General features: G+C 37.9%; 28 protein-coding genes and 1 tRNA gene. 11 read left to right on the forward strand and 18 right to left on the reverse strand.

Translation table 11 applies throughout. The annotated features are described in order from the left end of the window. Positions 1 to 12: 12 nt before the first annotated feature. From DBX25_RS06535 to DBX25_RS06545, 3 genes are read right to left on the reverse strand one after another with little or no spacing between them, the layout of a single operon-like run. Entirely contained in the window at positions 13 to 849 is an 837-nt protein-coding gene (locus DBX25_RS06535) for an SDR family oxidoreductase (protein ID WP_108669982.1), read from the reverse strand. A 24-nt stretch (positions 850 to 873) separates the two neighbouring features. After that, positions 874 to 1,701, reverse strand: coding sequence for a methyl-accepting chemotaxis protein (locus DBX25_RS21610; protein ID WP_108669983.1), 828 nt, complete (start codon positions 1,699 to 1,701; stop codon positions 874 to 876). Positions 1,702 to 1,740: 39 nt separating this feature from the next. Beyond that, complete coding sequence (locus DBX25_RS06545) at positions 1,741 to 2,439, reverse strand: SDR family oxidoreductase (RefSeq protein WP_205685183.1); 699 nt, start codon at positions 2,437 to 2,439, stop codon at positions 1,741 to 1,743. A gap of 426 nt (positions 2,440 to 2,865) precedes the next feature. Here DBX25_RS06545 and DBX25_RS06550 point away from each other — a divergent pair, with 426 nt between their 5' ends. The 3 genes from DBX25_RS06550 to DBX25_RS06560 all read left to right on the forward strand — a co-directional run bounded on the left by DBX25_RS06550 (position 2,866) and on the right by DBX25_RS06560 (position 4,484). After that, positions 2,866 to 3,288, forward strand: a complete 423-nt coding sequence (locus DBX25_RS06550) for a MarR family winged helix-turn-helix transcriptional regulator (RefSeq protein WP_108669985.1) — start codon at positions 2,866 to 2,868, stop codon at positions 3,286 to 3,288. A gap of 103 nt (positions 3,289 to 3,391) precedes the next feature. After that, positions 3,392 to 3,934, forward strand: coding sequence for an NAD(P)H-dependent oxidoreductase (locus DBX25_RS06555; RefSeq protein ID WP_108669986.1), 543 nt, complete (start codon positions 3,392 to 3,394; stop codon positions 3,932 to 3,934). A 25-nt stretch (positions 3,935 to 3,959) separates the two neighbouring features. After that, the gene (locus DBX25_RS06560) at positions 3,960 to 4,484 is read left to right on the forward strand and encodes an NAD(P)H-dependent oxidoreductase (protein ID WP_108669987.1); all 525 of its coding nucleotides are present in this window, start codon (positions 3,960 to 3,962) and stop codon (positions 4,482 to 4,484) included. 41 nt (positions 4,485 to 4,525) lie between these two features. Here the strand turns inward: DBX25_RS06560 and DBX25_RS06565 are convergent, their stop codons facing one another. From DBX25_RS06565 to hexR, 8 genes are all read right to left on the reverse strand, one after another. Further along, complete coding sequence (locus tag DBX25_RS06565; RefSeq protein ID WP_205685184.1) at positions 4,526 to 5,449, reverse strand: sugar kinase; 924 nt, start codon at positions 5,447 to 5,449, stop codon at positions 4,526 to 4,528. Between the two features lie 15 nt (positions 5,450 to 5,464). Further along, positions 5,465 to 6,121, reverse strand: a complete 657-nt coding sequence (locus tag DBX25_RS06570) for an RraA family protein (protein WP_108669988.1) — start codon at positions 6,119 to 6,121, stop codon at positions 5,465 to 5,467. A 13-nt stretch (positions 6,122 to 6,134) separates the two neighbouring features. Continuing rightward, on the reverse strand, positions 6,135 to 6,782 hold the full coding sequence (locus DBX25_RS06575; RefSeq protein WP_157950896.1) for a bifunctional 4-hydroxy-2-oxoglutarate aldolase/2-dehydro-3-deoxy-phosphogluconate aldolase: 648 nt from the start codon (positions 6,780 to 6,782) through the stop codon (positions 6,135 to 6,137). Positions 6,783 to 6,785: 3 nt separating this feature from the next. Beyond that, positions 6,786 to 7,760 (reverse strand): C-terminal binding protein, encoded by a 975-nt coding sequence (locus tag DBX25_RS06580; protein WP_108669990.1) that lies wholly within the window; start codon positions 7,758 to 7,760, stop codon positions 6,786 to 6,788. A gap of 42 nt (positions 7,761 to 7,802) precedes the next feature. Then, positions 7,803 to 8,882: a DctP family TRAP transporter solute-binding subunit gene (locus DBX25_RS06585; protein WP_108669991.1), complete on the reverse strand. Its 1,080-nt coding sequence runs from the start codon at positions 8,880 to 8,882 to the stop codon at positions 7,803 to 7,805. Positions 8,883 to 8,977: 95 nt separating this feature from the next. Beyond that, the gene (locus tag DBX25_RS06590; protein WP_108669992.1) at positions 8,978 to 10,267 is read right to left on the reverse strand and encodes a TRAP transporter large permease; all 1,290 of its coding nucleotides are present in this window, start codon (positions 10,265 to 10,267) and stop codon (positions 8,978 to 8,980) included. Further along, positions 10,264 to 10,791, reverse strand: coding sequence for a TRAP transporter small permease (locus DBX25_RS06595; RefSeq protein ID WP_108669993.1), 528 nt, complete (start codon positions 10,789 to 10,791; stop codon positions 10,264 to 10,266). The genes DBX25_RS06590 and DBX25_RS06595 overlap by 4 nt, the downstream gene beginning before the upstream one ends. Beyond that, positions 10,788 to 11,660 carry a transcriptional regulator HexR gene (gene hexR, locus DBX25_RS06600; RefSeq protein ID WP_108669994.1) on the reverse strand — a complete coding sequence of 291 codons (873 nt, stop codon included), beginning with the start codon at positions 11,658 to 11,660 and terminating at the stop codon, positions 10,788 to 10,790. The genes DBX25_RS06595 and hexR overlap by 4 nt, the downstream gene beginning before the upstream one ends. Positions 11,661 to 12,218: 558 nt before the next feature. Here hexR and exaC point away from each other — a divergent pair. Further along, entirely contained in the window at positions 12,219 to 13,736 is a 1,518-nt protein-coding gene (gene exaC / locus DBX25_RS06605) for an acetaldehyde dehydrogenase ExaC (RefSeq protein WP_108669995.1), read from the forward strand. A 21-nt stretch (positions 13,737 to 13,757) separates the two neighbouring features. Continuing rightward, complete coding sequence (locus tag DBX25_RS06610; protein ID WP_108669996.1) at positions 13,758 to 14,120, forward strand: DUF779 domain-containing protein; 363 nt, start codon at positions 13,758 to 13,760, stop codon at positions 14,118 to 14,120. Between the two features lie 89 nt (positions 14,121 to 14,209). Here DBX25_RS06610 and DBX25_RS06615 read toward each other — a convergent pair whose 3' ends face one another. From DBX25_RS06615 to DBX25_RS06630, 4 genes are all read right to left on the reverse strand, one after another. After that, positions 14,210 to 14,797, reverse strand: coding sequence for a type II toxin-antitoxin system HicB family antitoxin (locus tag DBX25_RS06615; RefSeq protein WP_240620190.1), 588 nt, complete (start codon positions 14,795 to 14,797; stop codon positions 14,210 to 14,212). A 129-nt stretch (positions 14,798 to 14,926) separates the two neighbouring features. Then, a tRNA-Val gene (locus tag DBX25_RS06620) sits at positions 14,927 to 14,999 on the reverse strand. Positions 15,000 to 15,093: 94 nt separating this feature from the next. Beyond that, positions 15,094 to 15,588: a hypothetical protein gene (locus DBX25_RS06625; protein ID WP_108669997.1), complete on the reverse strand. Its 495-nt coding sequence runs from the start codon at positions 15,586 to 15,588 to the stop codon at positions 15,094 to 15,096. Positions 15,589 to 15,846: 258 nt separating this feature from the next. After that, positions 15,847 to 16,026: a hypothetical protein gene (locus tag DBX25_RS06630; protein ID WP_108669998.1), complete on the reverse strand. Its 180-nt coding sequence runs from the start codon at positions 16,024 to 16,026 to the stop codon at positions 15,847 to 15,849. 151 nt (positions 16,027 to 16,177) lie between these two features. On the opposite strand from DBX25_RS06630, the gene DBX25_RS06635 reads away from it, so the two are divergent. Continuing rightward, positions 16,178 to 16,882 (forward strand): CPBP family intramembrane glutamic endopeptidase, encoded by a 705-nt coding sequence (locus DBX25_RS06635; protein ID WP_108669999.1) that lies wholly within the window; start codon positions 16,178 to 16,180, stop codon positions 16,880 to 16,882. A 45-nt stretch (positions 16,883 to 16,927) separates the two neighbouring features. Here the strand turns inward: DBX25_RS06635 and DBX25_RS06640 are convergent, their stop codons facing one another. Continuing rightward, positions 16,928 to 17,446 carry a GNAT family N-acetyltransferase gene (locus tag DBX25_RS06640; protein WP_108670000.1) on the reverse strand — a complete coding sequence of 173 codons (519 nt, stop codon included), beginning with the start codon at positions 17,444 to 17,446 and terminating at the stop codon, positions 16,928 to 16,930. Positions 17,447 to 17,772: 326 nt separating this feature from the next. Here DBX25_RS06640 and DBX25_RS21750 point away from each other — a divergent pair, with 326 nt between their 5' ends. From DBX25_RS21750 to DBX25_RS06665, 5 genes are all read left to right on the forward strand, one after another. Further along, positions 17,773 to 18,069 carry an ion channel gene (locus tag DBX25_RS21750; protein ID WP_420812928.1) on the forward strand — a complete coding sequence of 99 codons (297 nt, stop codon included), beginning with the start codon at positions 17,773 to 17,775 and terminating at the stop codon, positions 18,067 to 18,069. A gap of 374 nt (positions 18,070 to 18,443) precedes the next feature. Next, complete coding sequence (locus DBX25_RS06650) at positions 18,444 to 19,166, forward strand: alpha/beta hydrolase (RefSeq protein ID WP_205685185.1); 723 nt, start codon at positions 18,444 to 18,446, stop codon at positions 19,164 to 19,166. 242 nt (positions 19,167 to 19,408) lie between these two features. Then, positions 19,409 to 19,921: a YjcG family protein gene (locus tag DBX25_RS06655; protein ID WP_108670002.1), complete on the forward strand. Its 513-nt coding sequence runs from the start codon at positions 19,409 to 19,411 to the stop codon at positions 19,919 to 19,921. A gap of 5 nt (positions 19,922 to 19,926) precedes the next feature. Further along, positions 19,927 to 20,349 carry a GNAT family N-acetyltransferase gene (locus DBX25_RS06660; protein ID WP_108670003.1) on the forward strand — a complete coding sequence of 141 codons (423 nt, stop codon included), beginning with the start codon at positions 19,927 to 19,929 and terminating at the stop codon, positions 20,347 to 20,349. 237 nt (positions 20,350 to 20,586) lie between these two features. Further along, on the forward strand, positions 20,587 to 21,285 hold the full coding sequence (locus DBX25_RS06665) for a DUF421 domain-containing protein (RefSeq protein WP_108670004.1): 699 nt from the start codon (positions 20,587 to 20,589) through the stop codon (positions 21,283 to 21,285). A gap of 611 nt (positions 21,286 to 21,896) precedes the next feature. Here DBX25_RS06665 and DBX25_RS06670 read toward each other — a convergent pair. Together DBX25_RS06670 and DBX25_RS06675 are read right to left on the reverse strand one after the other, a co-directional pair. Further along, positions 21,897 to 22,319: a hypothetical protein gene (locus DBX25_RS06670; protein WP_108670005.1), complete on the reverse strand. Its 423-nt coding sequence runs from the start codon at positions 22,317 to 22,319 to the stop codon at positions 21,897 to 21,899. A gap of 71 nt (positions 22,320 to 22,390) precedes the next feature. Further along, entirely contained in the window at positions 22,391 to 22,993 is a 603-nt protein-coding gene (locus DBX25_RS06675; protein ID WP_108670138.1) for a YdcF family protein, read from the reverse strand. Positions 22,994 to 23,165: the final 172 nt, after the last annotated feature.

A 23,165-nucleotide genomic window follows, 5' to 3' on the forward strand; every position in this document is an offset into this window, starting at 1 on the left:
TACTTGTTTAACCTAGTTTAAAATTCCAGGCTTTAATAGGCTCATGCTAATTTCCCATAATTTTTTTGCCGCTTCTGGATCGTTTGCTTCTTTTGTTGTCTTTTCAGGTTTACAATTATTAAAGAATTGTCCACTTACTCCTTTTACCTCTGGTGAACTTGCAAGAAATACTGGAGTTTTAGCTCCTTTTTCTGTTTTTGCTGACATGAATCCGAAAATCGTACGAAGAATCCATGGTAGTTGATGCATAATGTTTGATTTGATGATTCCAGGGTGTAGGCTATTTACCGTAATGGGTCTACCCTCTAATTTCGTTGCCAATTCCTTAGTAAAGAGAATTAATGCAAGCTTTGTAGGACCTACAGCTTTATAGAATGCATAATTGTTTTTCACCATCAAATCATCAAAGTTTATCTTTATTCCAGTATGCTTAGAAGCAACGTTAATAATTCTACCTTCTCCACTAGCTTCCAATGAATCTAGTAAAAGATGAGTAAGTAAGAAATGAGATAAATAGTTTGTTGCAAAGGTAGTCTCAATCCCATCCTCCGTTTCAGACCTTGTAGGTAAGAAAACAGCTGCATTGTTAATTAATACATCTAACTTATCGAATTTTTGTTTAAACTCTTCTGCTGCTTGTCGAACCATCTTTTGGGAAGAAAGATCCGCAACTAGTAAATGAACATTCTTATTCCCCGTATGTTGGATAATATCCTTTACTGCTTCATTTCCTCTTTCTTTACTACGACATAAAATTACTACCGTTGCGCCATTTTTTGCTAATTCAAGAGCTGTTGCTTTTCCAATCCCTGAATTTCCTCCAGTAATTAAACATACTTTATTCTCCATTTTCTTTCCCCTTTTCTATTAAAATCATATTAGGTTGGCAAATTCATTAAGTCTCTTAGACATCCTCTGTATTTCTTCTACAGACTCATGAATTTGTATAATGTTCTCTTTCTGAATTTCTCCCACATTCGAGATTTTTTGCACCATTTGATTGATATTTTCCATAGATATTCGGATATTCTCGAGTGTGTCTTGAATGGTTTCCGTTGATGAGCGAGTGTGCTGTGACAGCTTTCGAATTTCATTGGCTACAACGCTAAATCCTCTTCCATATTCATTTGCCCTTGCTGCTTCAATTGCAGCATTTAATCCTAAAAGATTGGTTTTATCAGCAACTTGTTTAATAAAAGTAATAACCTCTTTGGTTCTTTGCACTTGTTGGCTTGCTTCCTCTGAAACTTCTAATAAATCTCGAGTATGTGAGGACAATGAAACAGCACCATCTGAGACATTCCCCACATTTTCATTGACCACATCCAGGGAATCGATCATTTCATTTGAAATCTTTAATAATTCTTCCTCGTTTTGATGCATAATACCGAGAGACATCACTCCAATCACTTGCCCAAACTCATCCTTTAATGGAAGTAGATTAGCAGTGAACTCCACCCCATGCAGGCTGGATGGAACGACTGTCCGAATAGCTTCACCATTTTTTAATACCGTATCCGCTGGTGTGTCAGGTTGAATGTTCATCCCTGCTTTTAAGCGAAGATTTATTTTTTCGCCAGGAAAATAGGCAATAATCTTATCTGTATCTCCAATCGCAATTGAAACGTCTGTCGGAATGGCAGTCTGAAAAATTGGAGCTGCTGCTAATATTGATTCAAGTAAGGAGTGATACTTTGACAATGATAACCCTCAATTCGTGTAATATTCTCTTGATAAAATTCACCATTTAATGGATTGTCCATCTCTAAAAAACCCACCATTTGGTCCATCTTCCTCTATCTCTGTAAGCCACACTATTGATTGTGCAGCCTGCTCAACACTCCTTGGTGCATGCGGACCACCCATATCGGTACGTACCCATCCAGGACATACCGCATTAATTTTGATATTCCCATCTATTTCAGCTGCCAATTGGCGTGTTAGCCCATTTAATGCAAACTTCGATAATTTGTACGAACCTGGCCCTATTTGATCCATACCATCCGTTTGTCCATATCCTGACGAAACATTGATAATCCTCCCATAGTTGTTTTCTTTCATTAATGGAAGAAATGATCGAATTAAGTGGTAGGGACCTAATAAGTTAGTCTTTAAGGTTTGTTCTAAGATCGTTGTATCCTCTTCTGACATCCTATCGGTTTTATCCAAATAAACACCTGCATTGTTAATCAACACATCTATGTGACCAAATGTTTGTCGAACATACTCCACTGCATTTTGGATGCTACTAAGATCATCTACATCAAGCTCCATTACTGACATCTCATATCCAAGTTGTTGAACAGCCATTTGTCCTTTTTCTTTGTTTCGACTTCCTAAAATAACATGAAAGTCTTTCTCAGCTAATTGCTTACTTAATTCCAATCCAATACCCCTACTGGCTCCAGTAATAAGTGCTATTTTCTTTTCCTTCATCATCGTAGCCACCCTTCAATATTTATTTGTTTGTACATACAATTTTATTCTAAAAAAAATTTGTTTATATGACTGTAAGAATCTTCTGCTGCATCGGGTTTAATGTTTTCAAAAATCCCAAATGCATTTCCACTATTGTCTATAAAAGATGTAGCATGGACCGTTTGGAATTTCAGATCCTTTCTAAGTAACCTGTATCATTGTGAAGTTATAGTAACAACTTTTTTGTTGTTTGTACATACAATAATAGTAAATTAAAATTTTTGATAAATCAATTTTTTTCTTTATTATTTCTTCCTTCAAATAACGACATTTTTTTGTTATGGTTTAATTAATCGTTGGAAAAAAATACTTACAAATGACATTTGACAATTCGAATAGGATTATTGTAGTTTGTATGTACAAGCAAAATAAAAGGAGCTTTTTATTATGATTGATGATTTTTTTAATAACTGCCTGTATTTTACAGTGAATAAACTCTCTCGTGCCATAACAAAAATGGCAGAGGAATCTTTTAAAATCACAGGTTTATCGCCTACTCATGCCTTTTTAATGATGCTGGTAATTGAAAAGCCTGGTATATCCCAATCTGAGTTAGCTGAAGCTCTTCATTTAAAGCCTTCTACTATCACTCGTTTTGTCGATAAGCTGGTTGAGAAAGGGTACATTGAACGAAAAACAGAGGGGAAGAGATCATTAAATTTCCCAACTGAAAATGGTGAAGCCATCCTTAAGGATATTAAAGAAGGCTGGAAAATCTTATTCCGCTCTTATTCTGATATTTTAGGCGAAGAAGAAGGTAAATCACTAAACAAATTAATTAATGAAGCAGGCAACAAATTAGAAAAGTAATCAGATTGATCCTTTGATGAATACTAAAAGGGTATTTAGCAAAGTGATCTACCTTTTTATATTTGCTTGTACAAACAACACTTACTCTAAAGGAGTCATACGAATGAAAACTCTTGTAATCATTACACATCCAAATATTGAACAATCCCGCATCAATCGTACATGGATGGAGGAATTGAAAAAACACGAAGAAATTACGATCCATTCTTTATATGGTGCATATCCAGACGGAAAAATTGATGTTCAACACGAACAAAGCTTATTAGAGTCTCATGATCGAATTATCCTTCAGTTCCCATTCTACTGGTACAGCACACCTGCTTTATTAAAGCAATGGCAGGATGAAGTGCTTTCTTACGGATGGGCATATGGAGAAGGCGGAGACAAGCTTCACGGTAAAGAGTTAGGTCTTGCGATTTCTACTTTTGGTCCAAAAGATTCCTACCAGCCAACTGGATACAATCACTTTACGATGGAAACTTTAACAACTCCATTGCAACAAACAAGTAACCTTATTGGCACACGTTTTATGCCATTATTTGTGTTGAATGGCGTGATGCATGTCTCAGATGAGGAATTAGCAGCAAACGCGAAGGCATACGTAGATTACGTTCTTCAACCTACACCCACATTAGTGAAAGCTTAAAAACCATCTGAAAGAAGGTAACAAAGTGAAAACATTAGTCATTGTTGCTCACCCAAACCTGGAACAATCACGTGTAAACAAGCACTTAGCAGAAGTAATCGAAAAGTATGAAAATGTTACCGTTCATCGTTTATATGATGTTTATCCAGATGAAACCATTGATATCGTGCGTGAACAGGAACTACTTCTAGCTCATGATCGTATTGTTTTCCAATTTCCATTCTACTGGTACAGTGCTCCCTCCCTATTAAAAAAATGGATGGATCATGTTTTAGCTTATGGTTGGGCTTATGGATCAGGGGGAGACAAGCTTCACGGCAAGCAATTAATCGTTGCCACTTCTACGGGGGGCCCTACAATGGCCTATGCTGCAGGAGGATACAACCATTATACAATGAGTGAATTGCTTAGACCGTTCCAAGCAACTAGCAACTTGATTGGAACTATCTATAAGACTCCATTTACCGTTCATGGTGTGAGATTACTTACCCAAGATGAATTGGAACAGGTCTCAGATCAATATGCTAAATATGTGTTAAAAGCGGATTAAATAAGTTCAGCCTGGAGATTTATCCAGGCTGTTTTTTTCATTTATTTCGTTTCATGCATTAAAAATGCCATTACTTCTTCTTTGTCCGGAATAGGAGATACTGCACCAAATCCCGTTGTCGATAAAGCTGCTGCCGCATTAGCATACTTAGCAGCTTCCACTGCGGTTGTTCCGCTCAAATACTTGGTAATAAAAGCACCGTCAAAGGTATCACCTGCTCCTGTAGCGTCGACAGTATCGACTGAAAAGCCATGTACTAGATGTCGTTCAATAGAATCCGCCACCATCACTCCATTTTTACCTAGTTTTAAGACCACTAATTTAACCCCTAATCCAAGGTAATAATCTACAATTTCATTAGGGTCCTCTAAGCCAGTCAGTTGCTGAACATCCTCCAAACTCGGGAGGAAAACATCCGCTAGTGGTGCCGTTGCATGAATAACTGCTTTTGCTCTTGCAAGAGGCCATAACTTCAATCGAAGGTTCGCATCGTAAGAAATTAAGATATTATTGGCACGGGCAATTTCAATTGCTTTGAATATCGCATCACAGCTCGATTCACTGATTGCTTGGCTAATTCCAGAAACATGAAGCAGTTTACACTGGAGAATGGCTTCCTCCGTTATTTCCTCCGGTTTTAGCAGACTAGCCGCTGACCCCTTTCGGTAATAAGCAAACTGATGACCTTCCGGAGTGTGGGTGATAAAGTAAATACCGGTGCTCGCATTAGCGTCTTGCCTTACGAAGGTTGTGTCCACTCCTTCTTCCTTCCATAATTGAAGGAACTGATCACCAAATGTATCCTTTCCTACCTTTGTCAGATAACCTACACTCGCTCCTTGACGTGCTGCAGCAATGGCAAAATTAGATGTATCACCACCATAGCCAGGTAAATAGCTGTTTTTTTCAGAACCAATCATCTCACTAAATTCCATTAATGGTTCACCAATTGCGAGAATATCCAAGGTATATCCTCCTTCCTAGATTCTGTTATACTGCTCAATGCCAGCTCTAAGAGATTTGGCACTTTTAATTAGCTTCGTTTGCTCTGCTTCTCTTACTTCAATTTCAATCGCTTTTTCAAGAACTTCTTCAACATGGGCTTTTGGCACAACAACGACACCATCTAGATCCGCAACAATCAAGTCACCAGGATGAACCGTGATTCCACCACATTCAACAGGAACATTTAGTGCTTCTGTTTTGTATCTTCCGACTGTTGTCCCTGGAGAGATGCTTCTAGAATAGACTGGGAACCCATAGTCTCTTTTAATCTCCGTCACATCGCGAACTCCAGCGTCTAAAATCGCGCCAGCTAAGTTATTGACATAAGCTCCAGCTGTCATTAATCCGCCCCATACCGCAACGTTTCGATCACTCCCCTCAAGACCAATAACAACAACACTGCCTTCTGGAGATTCATCGATTGCTTCTAACGCATGTACCGGCGGTAATTTTTCCTCTGTAAATACTTCTTTCACTGTTACTGCAGGACCAACAACTTTGCGGTCATTAATTCTAGGCTTAATTTCAAAATCCATATATCCTGTTTTTCCCACTACTTGATCGACTGCATCTGCCACGGATGCTGATGCCACTCCGTAAAATTTTTCAATAACCTCTTTTGAATAACTCATGTTTATTCCTCCTTTAGTTCTGTCTATCTACTTTACGAATGAATTTACTTCCTAATTCAGCTATATATTCAAAATTTCCTTGTTCCAACATGCTTGTATTCACTAAGTCATTTCCCACACCTACGAAAGATGCGCCAGCTCCTAGGTATTCATTGATATTACTTAAATTAACTCCACCAGTCGGAACTAATGGGATGGTAGGGAGTACCGTTTTCATCGCCTTTAAATGTCCGGGTCCTCCAATCGAATTAGCAGGGAATACCTTTACAGCCGAGCTCCCCCGACTCCACGCCGTATGAATCTCGGTAGGTGTTAATCCACTCATAATGCAAGCTACTCCCGCTTCCCTACATAGTTCTGGAAGTCCTTCAACGATAAAAGGGGAAATAATATATCGTGCACCAGCGTTAATACACTCTTCTGCTGCACGAAGATCCACAACTGTTCCTGCACCGATCAGTAAGTCTTGATCCTTTGAAAATTCCTTCATTAAATCAGTTGCCCCTGGAACAGTCATAGTAATTTCAGCGGTTTGAAATCCTACACTTTTTAATAACTTAATCGCCGTATAAGCAATGTCTGAAGAGTTAGCTCTTATTACGGGTACGATTTTATAATCAGATAGCTTTTCTAATACATCAGACACTCCATATGTTTGCACTATTCAATCCTCCCAACGGTTAACCCAAGATTTTGGTGTATCCCCTGAAAGGACTCTAACTATTTCCCGAGCCGCTTTCTTTTGTAAATCTTGAAGAGATTCTCTTGAATACCAGCCTGTATGATCAGTGACGACCACATTATCGAGATTGAAAAGTGGATTGTCTAAATTAGGAGGTTCTGTTTCAAAAACATCGATGCCTGCTCCAAATATTTGCTTTTGTAATAGCGCTTCCGTTAAGGCATTTTCATCTATCAGTCCACCCCTTGATGTATTAATGAGGACTGTATTTGGTTTCATTAAAGTCAGCTTACCACTATCAATCAAATGATAGTTTTCTTTCATGAGTGGAGCATGTAAAGAGATAATATCGGCTTCACGACACAGTGTTTCAAGGTCCACAAGTTCAATAGAATCTTTCTGTTCTTGAGCAAAAGGATCGTTTACCAAAATTCGTCCAAATCCAAGTCCTGAAACTTTTCGGCAAAAAGTTTGACCTATCCTTCCAAATCCTACAACACCTAGGGTTTTTCCATTGAACGAAAAGACTGGTTCTTGGTCTCCTACGTTCCATCTTCCTTTTCGTACATCCCGATCTCGTGTTACTACTCTACGAGCAACAGCAAACATGAGCGCAACGGCATGATCAGCTACTTCTTCACTACCATAATCTGGTACATTGGCGACAAAGATTTTTTTATCACGAGCCGCGGATAAATCAATATTATCTACACCAACACCATAACGAACAATGACCTTACATTTTTCCATGGTTTGAATCACTTCTGCATTTAACGGTGTTTCACGTACTAAAATGGCATCAGCCAATCTTACTGCAGGAATGATATCTTCTGAATTCCAACTAGTGTTAATATGAGTAATATCAACAGGGAAGGAAGAAAGCTCTTCCTTCTCTGCTTCATAATTAGGATAGTTGGCATTAATGATTACGATTTTTAAACGAGGGTTCTCAGCCAAATCTCTTCCATCCTTCCAATTTTCAAACTTAGTAGATTTGTATTATTCGTTTCTTAATGCTTCAACTTCTGCTAGTAAATCTTCTACCCATTTCTCTCCAACTGTTTCTTTCATCCAGTCTGCAACTGCAGGTTGAGTAGCTTGTCGGAATTCCTCAACTGCTTCAGGTGTTAGAGTTGTTACCTTCATCCCTTTTTCTGACAGGATCGCTCCTGCATTCATATCTTGGTTCGCAGTCATCCCTCTGTGAATCCATTTCGCAATATCAACACCTTCTTGCACAACCTTTTGCTGCTCTTGTGTTAACTTAGAGAAGAAGGCATCACTAATCATGTAAGCATGGAAGCTGTAAACATGGTTACTTAACGTTACGTGTTTTTGTGTCTGGAATAAGCTTGCTGCCAAAATGTTCGTTACACCGTTTTCTTGACCATCCACCACTTTTTGTTGAAGAGCTGTTGGTAACTCTGTCCAAGCAATCGCTGATGGGCTAGCACCAGTACCTTGCACTAACTTTTCATATAGCGGACTTGGTTGTACACGCATTTTAAGTCCCTTCATATCTGCAACACTCTTAATCTCTTTTTTGCTGTTGGTAAATTGACGAATACCATTGTCAGCGAGACCTAGTAAACGAATACCCGTCTGCTTCTTCATATCTTCAGCTAGATTTTTTGTATAGTCCCCATCAAATACTGACCATGCTTCCCCTTGATTCTTGAATAAGAACGGCATATTGTATACACCCATTGGAGGATACAAAGAGGAGATTGGACCATCATGAACTACTCCCATTTGAATGGAGCCTAATTTAAGACCTTCTAACACTGTATCCGCATCACCTAGCTGGCTAGCAGGATAAATTTCAACTTGAACTTCCCCATTTGTATGTGACTCTACATATGATTCAAACGCTAGTGCTGCTGCTTGTTTTGGTTGATCCAACCCAGCAGGCTGGAAATGCGCATAACGTATAACCACTGCATCTTTATTAGTCTTTGTTCCCGATGCTGGCTTACTTGCTGGCTCCTTCGTTGATGCTGTTTCAGAATCCTTACATCCCGTTAAAATCATCCCTATTAATGCAATAACCATCATGACCATCATTAAAGGCTTACGCATTCAAATATCCCCCTTTTTAATAGAAAAATAAGTATTAGCCAAATGATTTTTATATATGTTTCTTAACACATCACCCCCATTGAGAAAAACGTAACTCATTGTAAATACCCAAATAGATTGGGGATCGCTGTGCTGACCTCCGGAATCAAGATGATGAGTAAAATGACAACTAATTCGGCAAGTATTAAAGGAAGTACTGCTATAGAAAGGCGACTGAAGTTGAGTCGTCCTACCGAACTTATGACAAACAATAATGGAGCGGATGGCGGTGTTAACATACCTACTGCCAAACTTAATACAATGATCATGGCTACTTGAAGAGGATCAGCGCCATACTGGGCTGCCACTGGCGATAAGATAGGAGCTAGAATAATCATGGCTGGAATTGTATCAACGAACATTCCAGTGATTAATGCAAACAGAGCAATTAAGAATAGAACTATTAATCTATTATCTGTCAATCCAATCATCCAGCTTGCAACATGCTGAGGGACCTGAGCATATGTAAGTGCCCATGAAAAAGCAGAACCCATTGCAATAACTAATAGAACTGATGAAGTGATAATGGCACTTTTCACCACGATTCCAGGGATGTTCTTAATCGTTAAAGCCTTTGTTACAAACAAGCCAACAAATAATGCGTAAGCAACAGCAACAGCAGCAGCCTCAGTTACAGTGAAGATTCCAATTCGAATTCCACCTAATATAATGATGGGTACTACCAAAGCTGGAAGCGCATTCAAAAAACTTTTTAAAAGTTGTTTCATAGAAACTCTTTTAGATGGATTTGAATATCCTTTTTTCACACAAATGATATGGTTTGCAGCCATTAATACTAAACCTAAAAGAACACCTGGTAATACTCCGGCCAAAAACAAACCTGTGACCGTTGTTTTTCCGTCCGTTAAGGCGTATATGACCATTAGGATACTAGGAGGAATGATGGGCCCAATTACTGAGGAAGCTGCACTTAAAGCTCCGGCATAATATTTGTCATATCCCTCTTTCCGCATCATTTTCATGATGACTGCGCCTGGACCAGCAGCATCTGCTAAAGCAGATCCACTAATACCCGCAAACATGACGCTTACTAGTACATTCGCATGACCTAAACCTCCTCGAATGTGACCGAATAGATCTTTCGAAAACTTGATTAGCATATCCGTCAAACGTCCACCCGTCATTAAGTCAGACGCTAGCATAAAGAAAGGAATAGTCATCATAGGAAAAGAATCGATTCCACTAAATAATGTTTGTGGTAATACTTCTAGTGGTAGCATCCCATCCGCAAATATCGCAGCCAAGGTAGCAATCCCCATTACAAGAGCAATAGGAATGCCGATTATAATTCCGATGAAAAATACCGTCATCAATACGACTGTCATTCTTTTTTCCCTCCTTCCTCTTCATCATCCATATCCGTATCAGAAACTGTATCTATAGCAGGTTGTTCCATGTAATCTCTAAAAACCGTAATAAACTGAAGGATAAAAATAATAGCACCGATTGGGATCACCATATAGACGAGTCCTATTGGCCACCTTAATACTGGACTTTGTTGTACCATAGTCACTGAAGCGTACTTGTAGCCGATGTAGGCTAAGATTGCCATGAATGTAATGATGATCAATCCGACGAACGCACGCAAGAAAGGTCTTACTTGCTTTGGCAAATAATCATGTAGGACTTCAATCGCAACATGCCTACCTTCACGCATACCAAGCCCTGCCCCAAGAAAGGCAGTCCAAACCATTAGATATCGTGCCAATTCTTCTGCCCAGTTGATGGAGTAGCTAAAAAAGTATCTCGTGATAATATTGGTGAAAACAAGGACGAACATTCCAAACATCATTAAACCTAATGCAAAATGATTAACCTTGATAAATCCTTGTTCTAATCGCTTAATCATGATTCATAATCACCCCATTCTTGCAATCTTTTTTGCGCTAACGCTTTTTTCATCCGCTTTAGACGATCTGTCACTTTCTGACCACGCAGCAGGGATACCCCCACCACTAAAATATCTAAGATTAATAGATGAGCAAGTCTCGAGATTAGTGGAGTGAATACATTTGTATCTTCATCCAGATCCACACAAAGAGCTTGTGAGCATTCGTTTGCAAGAGGTGATCCCGGTGAAGTAATCCCAATAACATAGGCCCCTGACTCTTTTGCCAAACGCACATTTTTAATTAATTCTCTTGATCTACCCGTATGTGAAATGGCCACTACCACCGAGTCCTGCCTTACTACACTCGCTGACATACTTTGCATATGAGAATCTGAATAGGAATTACAAGGAATACCTAAACGGAAAAACTTATGATAGGCATCCGCTGCAACTGCAGCCGAGGCACCAAAGCCCCAAAATTCTATCCAACTTGCATTAGCTAAAGTCAAACTTGCTTTGTCAATTCCTGTAGAATCTAGTTTATTTACTACATTTGATAAATTTTCTATGGTAGAATGACCAACCTTTTGGATATAGTCCACTGCTGTATCTCCAGGCTTGACTTCCCTGTGAACAAATGGCGTTCCAGTGGCCAATTCCCTTACAAGTTGCAGCTTAAATTCCTTGAATCCATCAAACCCTAAAGAGCGACAAAACCTTACTATCGTTGGATCACTGACCTCTGCGAGTGCAGCGAACTTCCCTATACTCAAATTCACCACTTCATTCGGATCCTCTAAAATAATCTCACCAATCCTACGATCTGCTTTGCTATATTCGTTCAATTCATTTTGTACACGACATAAGATATCATGACAATTCTCCATACACTCACAACCTTAAAAATGTAGTAAATTTACTATTTTCTGATTATTTAAAGATTAACAAAAACTTTATTGGTTTGCAAGCGGTTCCAAAAAATTATTTTAAAGGGGTTTTTCTAGTAATCTGACGAAAATACTAGACTTGGAGGAGTTAAGCTGGTTAGTAAAACTACATTTAATAGCAGAGTCAGTCACAAAGCGAAGTTTTGAGAACTTTTTGAGGGCTTATACCATTTAGATAGATATAGAGAAAACAAAGATAGAACTTCTTTATCTAGTACACATGCTAGTGAACTCTATGCAGTTATAGCTATTCCAACAAGTAGTTGCAAATTTTTCGAAAAAAATATTTTCACAGAGAATGCATAGCTATAAACCCATTTATTACTATAGTAATATATAAAATTTTTGTATAAATCTAGCTAAATCCCCTTGATATTTCCTGCAAAATGGAACATTATTGTAAAAGAAAACAACATACCTAGGTGAGTAATTGTTATTTTTAATGCAATCGTTTTCATTGGTTTAGTTTTCACTACATAATTAAGGAGAGATACAACTATGATTTACGCAAATCCTAATACAGAAGGTTCAGTTATTCATTTCAAAGAAAAATACGATAACTTTATCGGTGGCGAGTGGGTTGCCCCAGTTAAAGGTCAATATTTTGAAAATAAGTCTCCAGTAGATGGCAACGTATTTACGAAGGCAGCTCGTTCTTCAGTAGAAGATATTGAACTAGCTTTGGATGCAGCACACGCAGCAAAATCTGCTTGGGGCAAAACGTCTTCAACTGAACGTGCTCGTATATTAAATAAAATTGCTGATCGTCTTGAAGAGAATTTAGAGATGATCGCTGTAGCAGAAACTTGGGAAAATGGTAAAGCAGTTCGTGAAACATTGAATGCTGATATTCCATTAGCAATCGACCACTTCCGTTATTTTGCAGGTGTAATTCGTGCACAAGAAGGACGTACTACTCAATTAAACAATGATACAGTAGCTTACCATTTCCACGAGCCACTAGGTGTGGTTGGACAAATCATTCCTTGGAACTTCCCTATCCTTATGGCTGCTTGGAAAATCGCTCCAGCATTAGCTGCAGGTAACTGTATCGTATTAAAGCCAGCAGAACAAACTCCTGTTTCTATCATGGTAGTCATGGAATTAATCCAAGACTTACTTCCTGCAGGTGTTCTAAACATTGTAAATGGTTTTGGTATCGAAGTTGGTAAACCACTTGCGACGAACCCTCGTATTGCGAAAATCGCATTCACTGGTTCTACTGCTGTAGGTCGTCAAATTATGCAATATGCAACTGAAAACATCATCCCAGTAACTCTTGAACTTGGTGGAAAATCACCAAACGTATTCTTTGAAGACGTAATGAACCAAGATGATTCCTATTTAGATAAAGCAATTGAAGGTTTTGTGATGTTCGCCCTAAATTCAGGCGAAGTTTGTACGTGTCCTTCTCGTGCACTAATCCAAGAATCCATTTATGATAAGTTCATGGAACGTGCATTAGAGCGTGTGAAAGCTATTAAAATCGGTAATCCACTTGATACTGAAGTAATGATGGGTGCTCAAGCTTCTAACGAGCAAAAAGAAAAAATCCTTTCTTATATCAAACTTGGTAAAGAAGAAGGCGCTGAGTGCTTAATCGGTGGTGAAGAAAACACGATTGAAGGCCTTGAAAATGGTCACTACATCAAACCAACAGTCTTTAAAGGTCATAATAAAATGCGAATCTTCCAAGAAGAGATCTTCGGACCAGTACTAGGTGTTACTACGTTCAAAGACTTCGATGAGGCAATGGAAATTGCTAACGACACACTTTACGGCTTAGGTGCAGGTGTTTGGTCACGTAGTGGTGATCTTGCTTACCGTGCGGGTCGTGCTATTGAAGCTGGTCGTGTATGGACAAATACTTATCACCAATATCCAGCAGGTGCTGCATTCGGTGGTTTCAAAATGTCAGGAATCGGCCGTGAAAACCACGCTATGATGCTAGAACACTACCAACAAACTAAATGTTTGTTAGTAAGCTACGATAAAGACGCTCAAGGATTCTTCTAAATCGAAAGGTTGGATGAAAAAATGGTAGAACGTGTGGTAGCTACTGACGCGGCACTTACATTAATAGAGTCCATTAAAAAGACGCACGGCTCTATCATGTTTTATCAATCAGGTGGTTGCTGTGATGGATCTGCTCCAATGTGCTATAAAGAGGGAGATTTTATGCTTGGGAGTTCGGACATACTTCTCGGACTCATTGGCAATACCCCCTTCTACATGCACAAAAGTCAGTATGAGTACTGGAAACACACCCAACTGATTATTAACGCTATTGACGGTCGAGGTGCAACCTTTTCCCTTGATAGCATAGAAGATCAACATTTCATTACTGAATCACGCGTTTATACAGACGAAGAATATGAAGAAGTGAAGAAGCTTCTTTAATTCCAAAAGGGCTGTCCAGCTAACATGTGGACAGCCCTTTATTCTTCCAAATCCACTTTATCCCTTCATAAAGAAGTCAATCTTTTACCTCAATGACCTCGACGCTTTAGAATTACTTCTTCAACAAATTGTTTGAATTTTTCCTCGGCTTCAGAATGTAGTTTAACGGTAAAGAGCAAAGTATGATCAGGATGGTCCTCTTCCTCTGAATAATCTTCATAAAAAATATCCCATGTTCCATTGTCATTTTTAAAACCAATTGCTTCTATATATTCATCATTTTCTTCGACGTAATAGCCAATATGCCAATGGCGACCTTTTAAATGCTCCTGTATTTCTTCCGCATACGGTTCAAAGGATGTCTCTATATCGATTAATTCCATTTCAGAAGAAAGCTTATTATCATCAATAGGAATAGGTTTAGGAAGTTCCTCATTGTCATATAAGAACCCTGCTAAAGAGTATGCTAAATCCTTTTGTGCATTTTTTTTCGCATCACGTTTGGTTTTTCCACGTGATAACGGATACTCCCACCCAGATTCAGGAAAAAGAGTAGGGAAAAAAACACAAAAAACTTCTTTCTCTTCCTGTTGAATAAATGCTGGATACACTAATTTTCCGAAACTTATCATTGCCTTATTTAATGATTGTTTAACAATGCTTCCTTCTATATCCATTTATATCAACTCTCCTATTATTCCAGATATTCAGTAACATCTTAAAAATGAATATTCAACTATTTTTTTACATTATAAATAGAAAAAAAGCCGTAATCCTTTTGTTGTAAGGTTTACGGCTTTTTAGTATGATTCCGACTGGGATCGAACCAGCGACCTCTACCCTGTCAAGGTAGCGCTCTCCCAGCTGAGCTACGGAATCGGGATATGTAAGACACTTATTAATATAATATTAAAATCGTAGTAAGTCAATTATTTTTCTTCATAAACAGCTATTATGTACCCTATTAAAATGGTTATTTCAATTCCTCTAACCACTTCTCAACCTTTTTATTCATCTCCTCTTCTAACTCACCCAAATGGCCTGAATCTGAAAAAACTTGTGATTCATAGCGGTCTGGAAACATTTCTTTAACAGAATCACTCCATCCACTACCGTCCATCGGTTCTTTATATTTCACAACCTTATACTGGGCACCATCTTTCTTTAACATAACCCGAGCTGGCAAGGAATGTCCACCTTGACCTGCAGTTCCGCTTTCCACGTTAAATCCACTATAATACGACCACATATAGACTGTAATGTTTCCATTGCTCTCTTCAGTCCCATACACTCTATGTACTTCAAATTGTCGATCCGTACCAGAATAGGAATCTTTATAATGCTCCACAATGTAGTTTGAAATAGCTTCATTCATTTCTTTCGTTACATTCTTGTCTCCATCAGTAAAATTGGATTTAGAACAGCCAACCAAAAGAATCATTAGAATAAACAACATCATCTTTTTCATTTGACTCACCTCATTCTATTTAGACGTTAATTGGTAGTATGAGTTACAAATTATTAAAATAGAAGGGTAGAATTTTAAAATCAGTTAGGTAATGAAGATGAAATATCAATAGGTAAGAGCAGTGCAGTGACCTTTTGAGGGAGTGCAGTGTTATCTGTCTGTAAACGGGGTAGATTCTAATAATTCCTTTAAAGAAGCAAAAACAGTAAAAATCACATTAAAATACCCCTTAAGCATGTCACTCAAAGGGTGGCTCTGTTATAGTGATCTATCAAATCTCTTAGATGCTTGTCGTGCTTCACTGTTTTCATTTAACACTTGTTCTAAGTTGGTTTCGTGTTGTTTATCAATTTGTAGATTTTGGTCGTGACCTGAGGACTGGAGTTCTTCAAGATTGGGTTTCTTCTTTGCTTTGTCAAAGCTTTCATCGTTTTCCATCTTTTATCCACTCCTTATAGTTTGTATTCCTACACTTCTTATTTTCCCAGTCAACTGAAAAATAAACACAATATTTTTAACAATTATTAACTTTAAAACCATATTTTTGTATACTATAAATATACTGTTTTCATGTTTTAGGGGGTATTCTGTGATTTGGTTTAGTTTGATTTTTATTTTCGTAGCATTTATTTTTCCTATTATTGATTATTTTTGGGACAAGAGAATTAAGCAGGATTTGAAAAATCACAATAAAATTAAAACTTACTCATTAATTATGCTTTATCAATGGACGGTTGTAGCCTTAATCTTTCTCGGTTTTTATCTAAAAGGCATTTCATTTAAGGAACTCGGCTTTGTTTCTACCTATGAAGATCTATCGAATTTCTTAGGGTTTTTAGCGGGCATTCTTGTGAGTGTGTTTTTCTTCCTAGGAATCTATCTTTTAATACCTTTTGGTAGAAAGAAAATCCTTCAACAATATGAAGCTATTGAGGTGTTACTTCCAAATGGATGGAAAGAACGTCTTTTGTTTGCAGGTGTTGCGGTAACTGCAGGTTTTTGTGAAGAAGTCATCTTTAGAGGATTTATGTTCTATTATCTGGATCAACTGAATTGGAATCTTTCCCTAATTGCTATTGCGATCATTACTAGTATATTGTTCGGACTAGCCCATGGATATCAAGGATGGAAGAATATTATTTTTACTGGATTAGTCGGTTTTGCTATGGCTAGGTTGTATATGCAATATGAAAGTATTTGGATTCCCATAATTCTTCATATTGTCATTGACCTCCGATTTGCTGTCTTACCAAACTTAAAGAAGGTCTTAAAAATAGAAAATAAAGCAGCTTAAAATAGCTTAAACAAACGGGTTCAATTGATGAACTCGTTTGTTTTTTCATGATCCTAAAAATGCATCAGAATAACGCAGTTCGCCCGCAACTCTCTCCAGGTCCCCTTCTCTTAGCTCATAGACCATGAATACATTTTCTGGAACTTGGAATTGCTTTAATGTAAAACCGAATTCTCCAGCTTGTCGGAATCCCAATCTCGGATAATAAGTAGGATGTCCAATTAAAAAGACTAATCCGAATCCCATTTCTTTGCTTCTCTTTAAACCTTCTTCAATCAACTTGCTGCCAATGCCTTTCTTTTGATAAACAGGACTTACTGCAACAGGTCCAAGGGCTAGCACTTCTGTTTTGTCTTCACCATTAATTATATTAGCTTTACTAAAAACGATGTGTCCTACGATTTCACCTTTCTCCTCTGCTACAAGTGTTAGCTCTGGTAAAAAGTCTTCTGATTCTCTAATTCTCTCTATTAATTTTGACTCATCTTCTCGCTTTCCAAATGCTTCATAGTTCAACTGGAAAACTTCCTTAAAATCATTTTCGTTTTCTGTACGTATGTTCAATTTTGGTTCCTCTATTCTATGAATGATTTTTGATATGGGTGGAAAAATAGGGAAAAAAACTGAGGGTACGTATGAAGAATCATTTTTTTTCGAAAAAAGAATTTAACCAAACTAAATTGATCTTTTACTTCATACTTAATATATCTGCAATCGTCTTGTTCATCGGGAATTCCTTTTTTCTCCCCCAAAAGGGCTACGGTGTTTATTTGGTAATCTTTATACTTCTATTATTTTACTTCATATGTATGTATTTGTTATTTGAATTTATCATTACCATCCCCAATTCTACTGAACGGTTACGTAATATTTGTATCGGCTCTGGCCTCATGCTCTCTTTGTTTTTGATTACATATGCGAATTTATATTTTCAAGTGTATAAACTATATGGAAAAAAAGCCTTTACCTTTTCCGGAAATAAACTATCAGGAAATGATTTCATCTATTATAGTATCACTTCTTTTACCACTACCGGTTTTGGGGATATCACTTCTATAGGTGCCATAACTAACATACTAGCAGCATCCGAGATGATTTTGGGGATGATTACAAACACAATTTTCATGGCAATTCTTACCTCTAAGCTAATCACAAAGTTGAACAATCAACCATCCGATAGGCAGTGAAATCCATATGGGAGTTCACTGCTATTTGCTATCCAATCATGGCTTCTTTTTTGAAAATTATCTGTTCACGGTCAGATTGATTTTGCATATCTTCTATTCTTCTTGTCTGTTTCTTCTATTAAATGCAGATGGTATGGGTACTTAGTTCTTTCTGCCTCAAGCATATGGTACACCATAGAAGCACACATTATCTTTGTATGGTAAAATGGGCTGTGGGAAAACCCTTATTAGATAACTTAGCTAGCGCTTAGCCCTAGGCTGGCGACTGTCGAGTTGCACTTATACTTTATTCTTGGTCCCTGGGACTAACATCTTTGTTGTCAATTAATAGTTACTTAATGTCAAAAAATTCACGTGTTACAGGAGGGTACATCATGAGCGTACCAAAAGGGTCAATCAAAGAAATTACCTTTACTAGTCAGGCGTTACAGGAAGAAATCCCATTATTGGTTTATTTGCCTGCTACGTTTTCGCCTCTATACAAATATACAGTGTTAATCGCACAAGACGGAAAGGATTACTTCCAACTCGGTCGAATCGGACGTGTTGCCGATGAATTGCTTCACAATCGAGAAATGGAAAATGTGATCATCGTCGGAATTCCTTATAAAGACGTACAAGACCGTAGAAGCAAGTATCACCCGAATGGAGAAAAGCACGAAGCCTATATCCGTTTCCTTGCTCACGAGCTTGTTAAATTCTTGGATCAAGAATTCCCTACCTACCAAATGGGAATGGGACGTGCTCTTATCGGAGATTCACTAGGAGCAACCGTATCACTTTTAGCTGCATTACGTTATCCACATACATTCGGAAGATTAGTCCTTCAATCTCCGTATGTGAATAGCTACGTGATGGATGAGGTTGAAAAATTCCAAAGTCCTCACCTACTATCGATTTATCACGTAATCGGAACAGAAGAAACGAATGTCCCAACAACAGATGGTCAACATAAAAACTTCATCGAGCCAAACCGTGAGCTTCACGAACTGTTCAAGCAAAAAGGTTTTGTTATGCATTACGAGGAATTCGAAGGCGAACATACGTGGAAATATTGGCAAAAAGACCTTCCAAAAGCGTTAAAGCACTCTTTTTAATGAATGAGTTGGAAAAAGTTAACTCATACTAGAAAGGCGGAAGCATTCTTTAATTTTTAATTTAGTGAAACATAATGAGCGGGTAGAACTTTTGCACCCGCTCTTTCTTAGTATATTTTGTCTTCATAAAGTAACAAAAATATAACAAACGTTTCATTACCTTAAATTCCGAATTTTTTGTTATAATGTTGAAAAGCAAATTTTCGTTATTACATTACTTTTCATAAACAGGAGGTTTTTACATGAAATATGGAGTTGTTATCTTCCCATCTAAGAAACTACAAGATTTAGTCAATTCATACCGTAAGCGCTACGACCCACATTATGCTTTAATCACACCTCACTTAACATTAAAAGGTGCGTTCGAAGCGGACGATGAGCGTATTAAGGATATTGCCTCCGAATTAAGTAATATTGCGAAAAAACATCAATCATTCGATTTGAATGTTCTTAAAGTAAGCTCTTTTTCTCCAGTAAACAATGTAATTTATTTAAAAGTGGATGAAAATGAAACGTTAACTGCCCTTCATGAAGATCTACACAATGATTTCCTTGGCGAAAAGCCTGAATATCAATTCGTACCACATATTACGCTTGCTCAAAAACTATCCAATGACGAGCATTCGGATGTGTATGGCCAGCTTCGTATGTTGGACTTCACTTACAAAGAAACGATCGATCGCTTCCATTTACTATATCAATTAGAAAATGGTTCTTGGACTGTCTATGAAACATTTCGTCTTGGAAAGGAATAGTAAGAGTGAACGTTAAAATCGTAGAAAACAACCAACAGCTTGAAGATGCTTTTTCCGTTAGAAAAACCGTATTCGTAGAAGAGCAGCAAGTTCCAGAAGAAGAGGAAATTGATGCGTTCGAAGATGATGCAAAGCATTTTGTATTATATGATGGTGAAACTCCAGTAGGTGCTGGCCGATTTCGTGTGCTAGATGGCATCGGCAAAGTCGAGCGCATCTGTGTTCTTTCTTCCCATCGTGGGAAAGGCGCAGGAAATCTAATTATGGATGCTATTGAGTCTTATGCTTTCGAGCAAGGTATCCAAAAATTAAAATTAAACGCCCAAACACAAGCAATCCCTTTTTATGAAAAGCTCGGATACGAAGCAGTCTCTGAAATATTCATGGACGCGGGCATTCCTCATAAAACAATGGTTAAAAGTAAGTAATACATAATTAAGAAGAGCGTTACTTCATTAGGAGTTACGCTCTTTTTTGTGGATAAAAAAGGACGGCCTCACGTGCTAATACCGCTTAATCAGTAGATTCTATTATAGAATTTTGTCGATTTCCAATCTCAAAGAAACCTCCTATTTCCCTCATTAAATATTAGTCAAATCATTAAACTTTGGTTATTTTTTCTACATTTATGGCAACACTTGTAAAAAAGAAACCGGGAGAAGACTATGCATTACACTCAGATAGTGACAGAATTAACGACGGGATACATTGCACTTTTTCTACTTACAAAGATATTAGGAAAGACTCAAATCACACAAATCACCGCCTTCGACTTCATCTCTGCCGTCATCCTTGGTGAGCTAGTCGGAAATGCATTATACGATGATCAAGTAGGAGTGCTTGAGGTCATATTTACAGTGGTCTTTTGGGGAATATTAGTTTTCGTGACTGAGGTAACCACACAAAAAGTGAAGAGGGTTCGCGCTTTTTTAGAAGGACATCCTTCTATTGTCATTCACAAAGGCCAAATCGTTTTCAAAGCTCTTAAGAAAAATCACTTAGATTTAAATCAGCTTCAATTGCTTTTGCGAAAAAAAGATGTGTTTTCCATTCGCGAATGTGAGTACGCCATATTAGAAACAGACGGAAGCATCAGCATTATTAAGAAACCTGAATACTCAACTGTGGTAAATCAAGATATGAACATTGTGAAAGAACCCTCTCAAGTACCTGTAAACCTAGTCATGGATGGTGAAATCATCCACGAAAACCTTCAACTAATCCATAAAGACGAAGCCTGGCTACATAATCAATTGAGATTATTGGGAAAAGGAAAGGTCGAGAACGTATTGCTTGCAGAATGGATGGAAGGCGAAAGCTTATTTGTACAAGGTTATGACATTAAATCGGAGAGTGCCTCATGAAAATGAGGTATTTTTTGTTTGGCTGTTGAGATGGGGATTTGAAGTGTAGCCCGGGAGCTTTGTGGGTTGCTAGGGAGATTCAACTTGGATAGAAAAGATTTTATGTTTGGGGTGAGGGCCCGCGACATATTTAATAAAGAGGTCAGGTCCTATGTTTATGGAATTAAAGTGGTAAATGGAGTGCATTTTGTCGAAAAATCGATAAAATGGGATTTTCGAAAATATTTTTCGGGGTTTCGAAAATATTTTTGAGGTTTTCGAAAATATTTTTCGAGGTTTCAATAATAAAATGCTCGGATTTAAAAATAAAGTTCCTATTACCTTTTCTAGCAATGCGTCAAACATAGATTTTGAGCAATATTACGCCGGGCATGAGTCATTTGATTTCACCTAAGGCCAAAAATGAGCCTCTCAAGTTAAATTATTTTTACTAATTATAGAGATTTGAACTATATGGCTGCTATAATCCCCTTTTCTTCTGAGCTGAACCCAATTCGGGCATCTTTCGGCCCCTATGGATGACTTTTTCCACTTTTAAAAATCTAAACCGGTCATCCGCGCTCCATTAATAATCTTATTCCACCCGCTCTGAACAATTATTTACTTAATTCTCACCCAAGCACCCACGGTAGCTCAATACTCACATCCAATTGTAAAATAGGTGGTGAAAAACCCTCTGGGACAAATATTAATTCGTCAGTAATTACAAAGGTGAGGTTTCCTTCTTTGACCACTTTATCTTCCTTCCATTCAGATGTAGAAACCGGTTTCCCTTTTATTATTTTCCCTACAAAGTGGTAGGTAGCATGATACAGAACCAGTCTTTTATCCGTTTCTCCAAATGAAGATACGTGGACACATTGAGACGGTTTAATACCTAAGTCTGTGAAAACCTGATTTTCAGTAGCAGTCAAAGATTCGAACGCCTTATAAAAATTGTGACAATCTTTACACTGACAACGCTCCCAATTCTTTTCATATTGTTTCTTTGTTTCTTCAACGTCTACCTCTATCTCCCAGTGAAAAAATTTCAACTGTATTCCTCCTAAATCTCATCATCCACAAAAAAACAAACCCATTCTCCCATAAGAAAACAGGTTTGTACTCAAGATGATTTTGTTTCGATTTCCCTAAACGGTGCAGTAACTTGATATCCCATTAGATATACCCATTCCTTCAAAAAAAATGGGAGTTGGGTTTTCCAAGATTTATAGGCAGACGTGGGAGTTGGAGAGGAATAGACTTCCATTCCTAGTTCCTTAGCCATGAACAGGGATCGACTCATGTGCAGAGGGTCACTGACGAGCACGAAGGTTTTCAGGTCTTTCCCTGCCACTAAATCTGCAGTATAAATCAAATTCTCTTCCGTAATTCGTGATTTATTCTCAATTAATATGTCTTCTTCTTTTACTCCTTGAGAAACAGCGTATACTTCAGACGCCTCTGATTCAGCGAGTTTTTCCCCCTCTGCTTTTCCACCCGTAAAGATGATTTTATCGACCATCCCCTCTTTATAAAGTGAAATCGCATGGTCAATCCGTCCCTTTAAAACAGGAGAAGGCTTGCCGTTCCATGCTGCCGCTCCAAGGACAATCGCAGCGTCGACTTTTTCTTGGTCATGCCTGATGCTGTAATATAAGATACTTAAGCCGCTGTAGGCAATGAATATTGTTATCGCAAGTAATAGTAATTTTCTGATTTTTTTCACCAAAATTATTCTTCCTTCACTAACCAAAGTGCGAGATCTTCAATCGTTAAACGAGCTTCCCAGTTTTTGTAAGCCTTGTCATATATGCAGTCACAGCCGTACGATACAAAGCCCAGGATGGCAAGTGGGATATGTGTACATTATGCCAATTGCATAGCGATGTTATCGCCTG

The organism is Peribacillus acanthi (assembly GCF_003073175.1).
Classification (GTDB): Bacteria; Bacillota; Bacilli; order Bacillales; family DSM-1321; genus Bacillus_BN; species Bacillus_BN acanthi.

Coding starts and splice junctions, on each gene's coding strand:
- DBX25_RS06590 (WP_108669992.1), bottom strand. CDS start 10,267: ATGACAGTCGTATTGATGACGGTATTTTTCATCGGAATTATAATCGGC.
- DBX25_RS06610 (WP_108669996.1), top strand. CDS start 13,758: ATGGTAGAACGTGTGGTAGCTACTGACGCGGCACTTACATTAATAGAG.
- DBX25_RS06585 (WP_108669991.1), bottom strand. CDS start 8,882: ATGCGTAAGCCTTTAATGATGGTCATGATGGTTATTGCATTAATAGGG.
- exaC (WP_108669995.1), top strand. CDS start 12,219: ATGATTTACGCAAATCCTAATACAGAAGGTTCAGTTATTCATTTCAAA.
- DBX25_RS06650 (WP_205685185.1), top strand. CDS start 18,444: ATGAGCGTACCAAAAGGGTCAATCAAAGAAATTACCTTTACTAGTCAG.
- DBX25_RS06550 (WP_108669985.1), top strand. CDS start 2,866: ATGATTGATGATTTTTTTAATAACTGCCTGTATTTTACAGTGAATAAA.
- DBX25_RS06655 (WP_108670002.1), top strand. CDS start 19,409: ATGAAATATGGAGTTGTTATCTTCCCATCTAAGAAACTACAAGATTTA.
- DBX25_RS06615 (WP_240620190.1), bottom strand. CDS start 14,797: ATGGATATAGAAGGAAGCATTGTTAAACAATCATTAAATAAGGCAATG.
- DBX25_RS06625 (WP_108669997.1), bottom strand. CDS start 15,588: ATGAAAAAGATGATGTTGTTTATTCTAATGATTCTTTTGGTTGGCTGT.
- DBX25_RS21750 (WP_420812928.1), top strand. CDS start 17,773: ATGCTCTCTTTGTTTTTGATTACATATGCGAATTTATATTTTCAAGTG.
- DBX25_RS06555 (WP_108669986.1), top strand. CDS start 3,392: ATGAAAACTCTTGTAATCATTACACATCCAAATATTGAACAATCCCGC.
- hexR (WP_108669994.1), bottom strand. CDS start 11,660: ATGGAGAATTGTCATGATATCTTATGTCGTGTACAAAATGAATTGAAC.
- DBX25_RS06545 (WP_205685183.1), bottom strand. CDS start 2,439: ATGATGAAGGAAAAGAAAATAGCACTTATTACTGGAGCCAGTAGGGGT.
- DBX25_RS06570 (WP_108669988.1), bottom strand. CDS start 6,121: ATGAGTTATTCAAAAGAGGTTATTGAAAAATTTTACGGAGTGGCATCA.
- DBX25_RS06665 (WP_108670004.1), top strand. CDS start 20,587: ATGCATTACACTCAGATAGTGACAGAATTAACGACGGGATACATTGCA.
- DBX25_RS06535 (WP_108669982.1), bottom strand. CDS start 849: ATGGAGAATAAAGTATGTTTAATTACTGGAGGAAATTCAGGGATTGGA.
- DBX25_RS06595 (WP_108669993.1), bottom strand. CDS start 10,791: ATGATTAAGCGATTAGAACAAGGATTTATCAAGGTTAATCATTTTGCA.
- DBX25_RS06630 (WP_108669998.1), bottom strand. CDS start 16,026: ATGGAAAACGATGAAAGCTTTGACAAAGCAAAGAAGAAACCCAATCTT.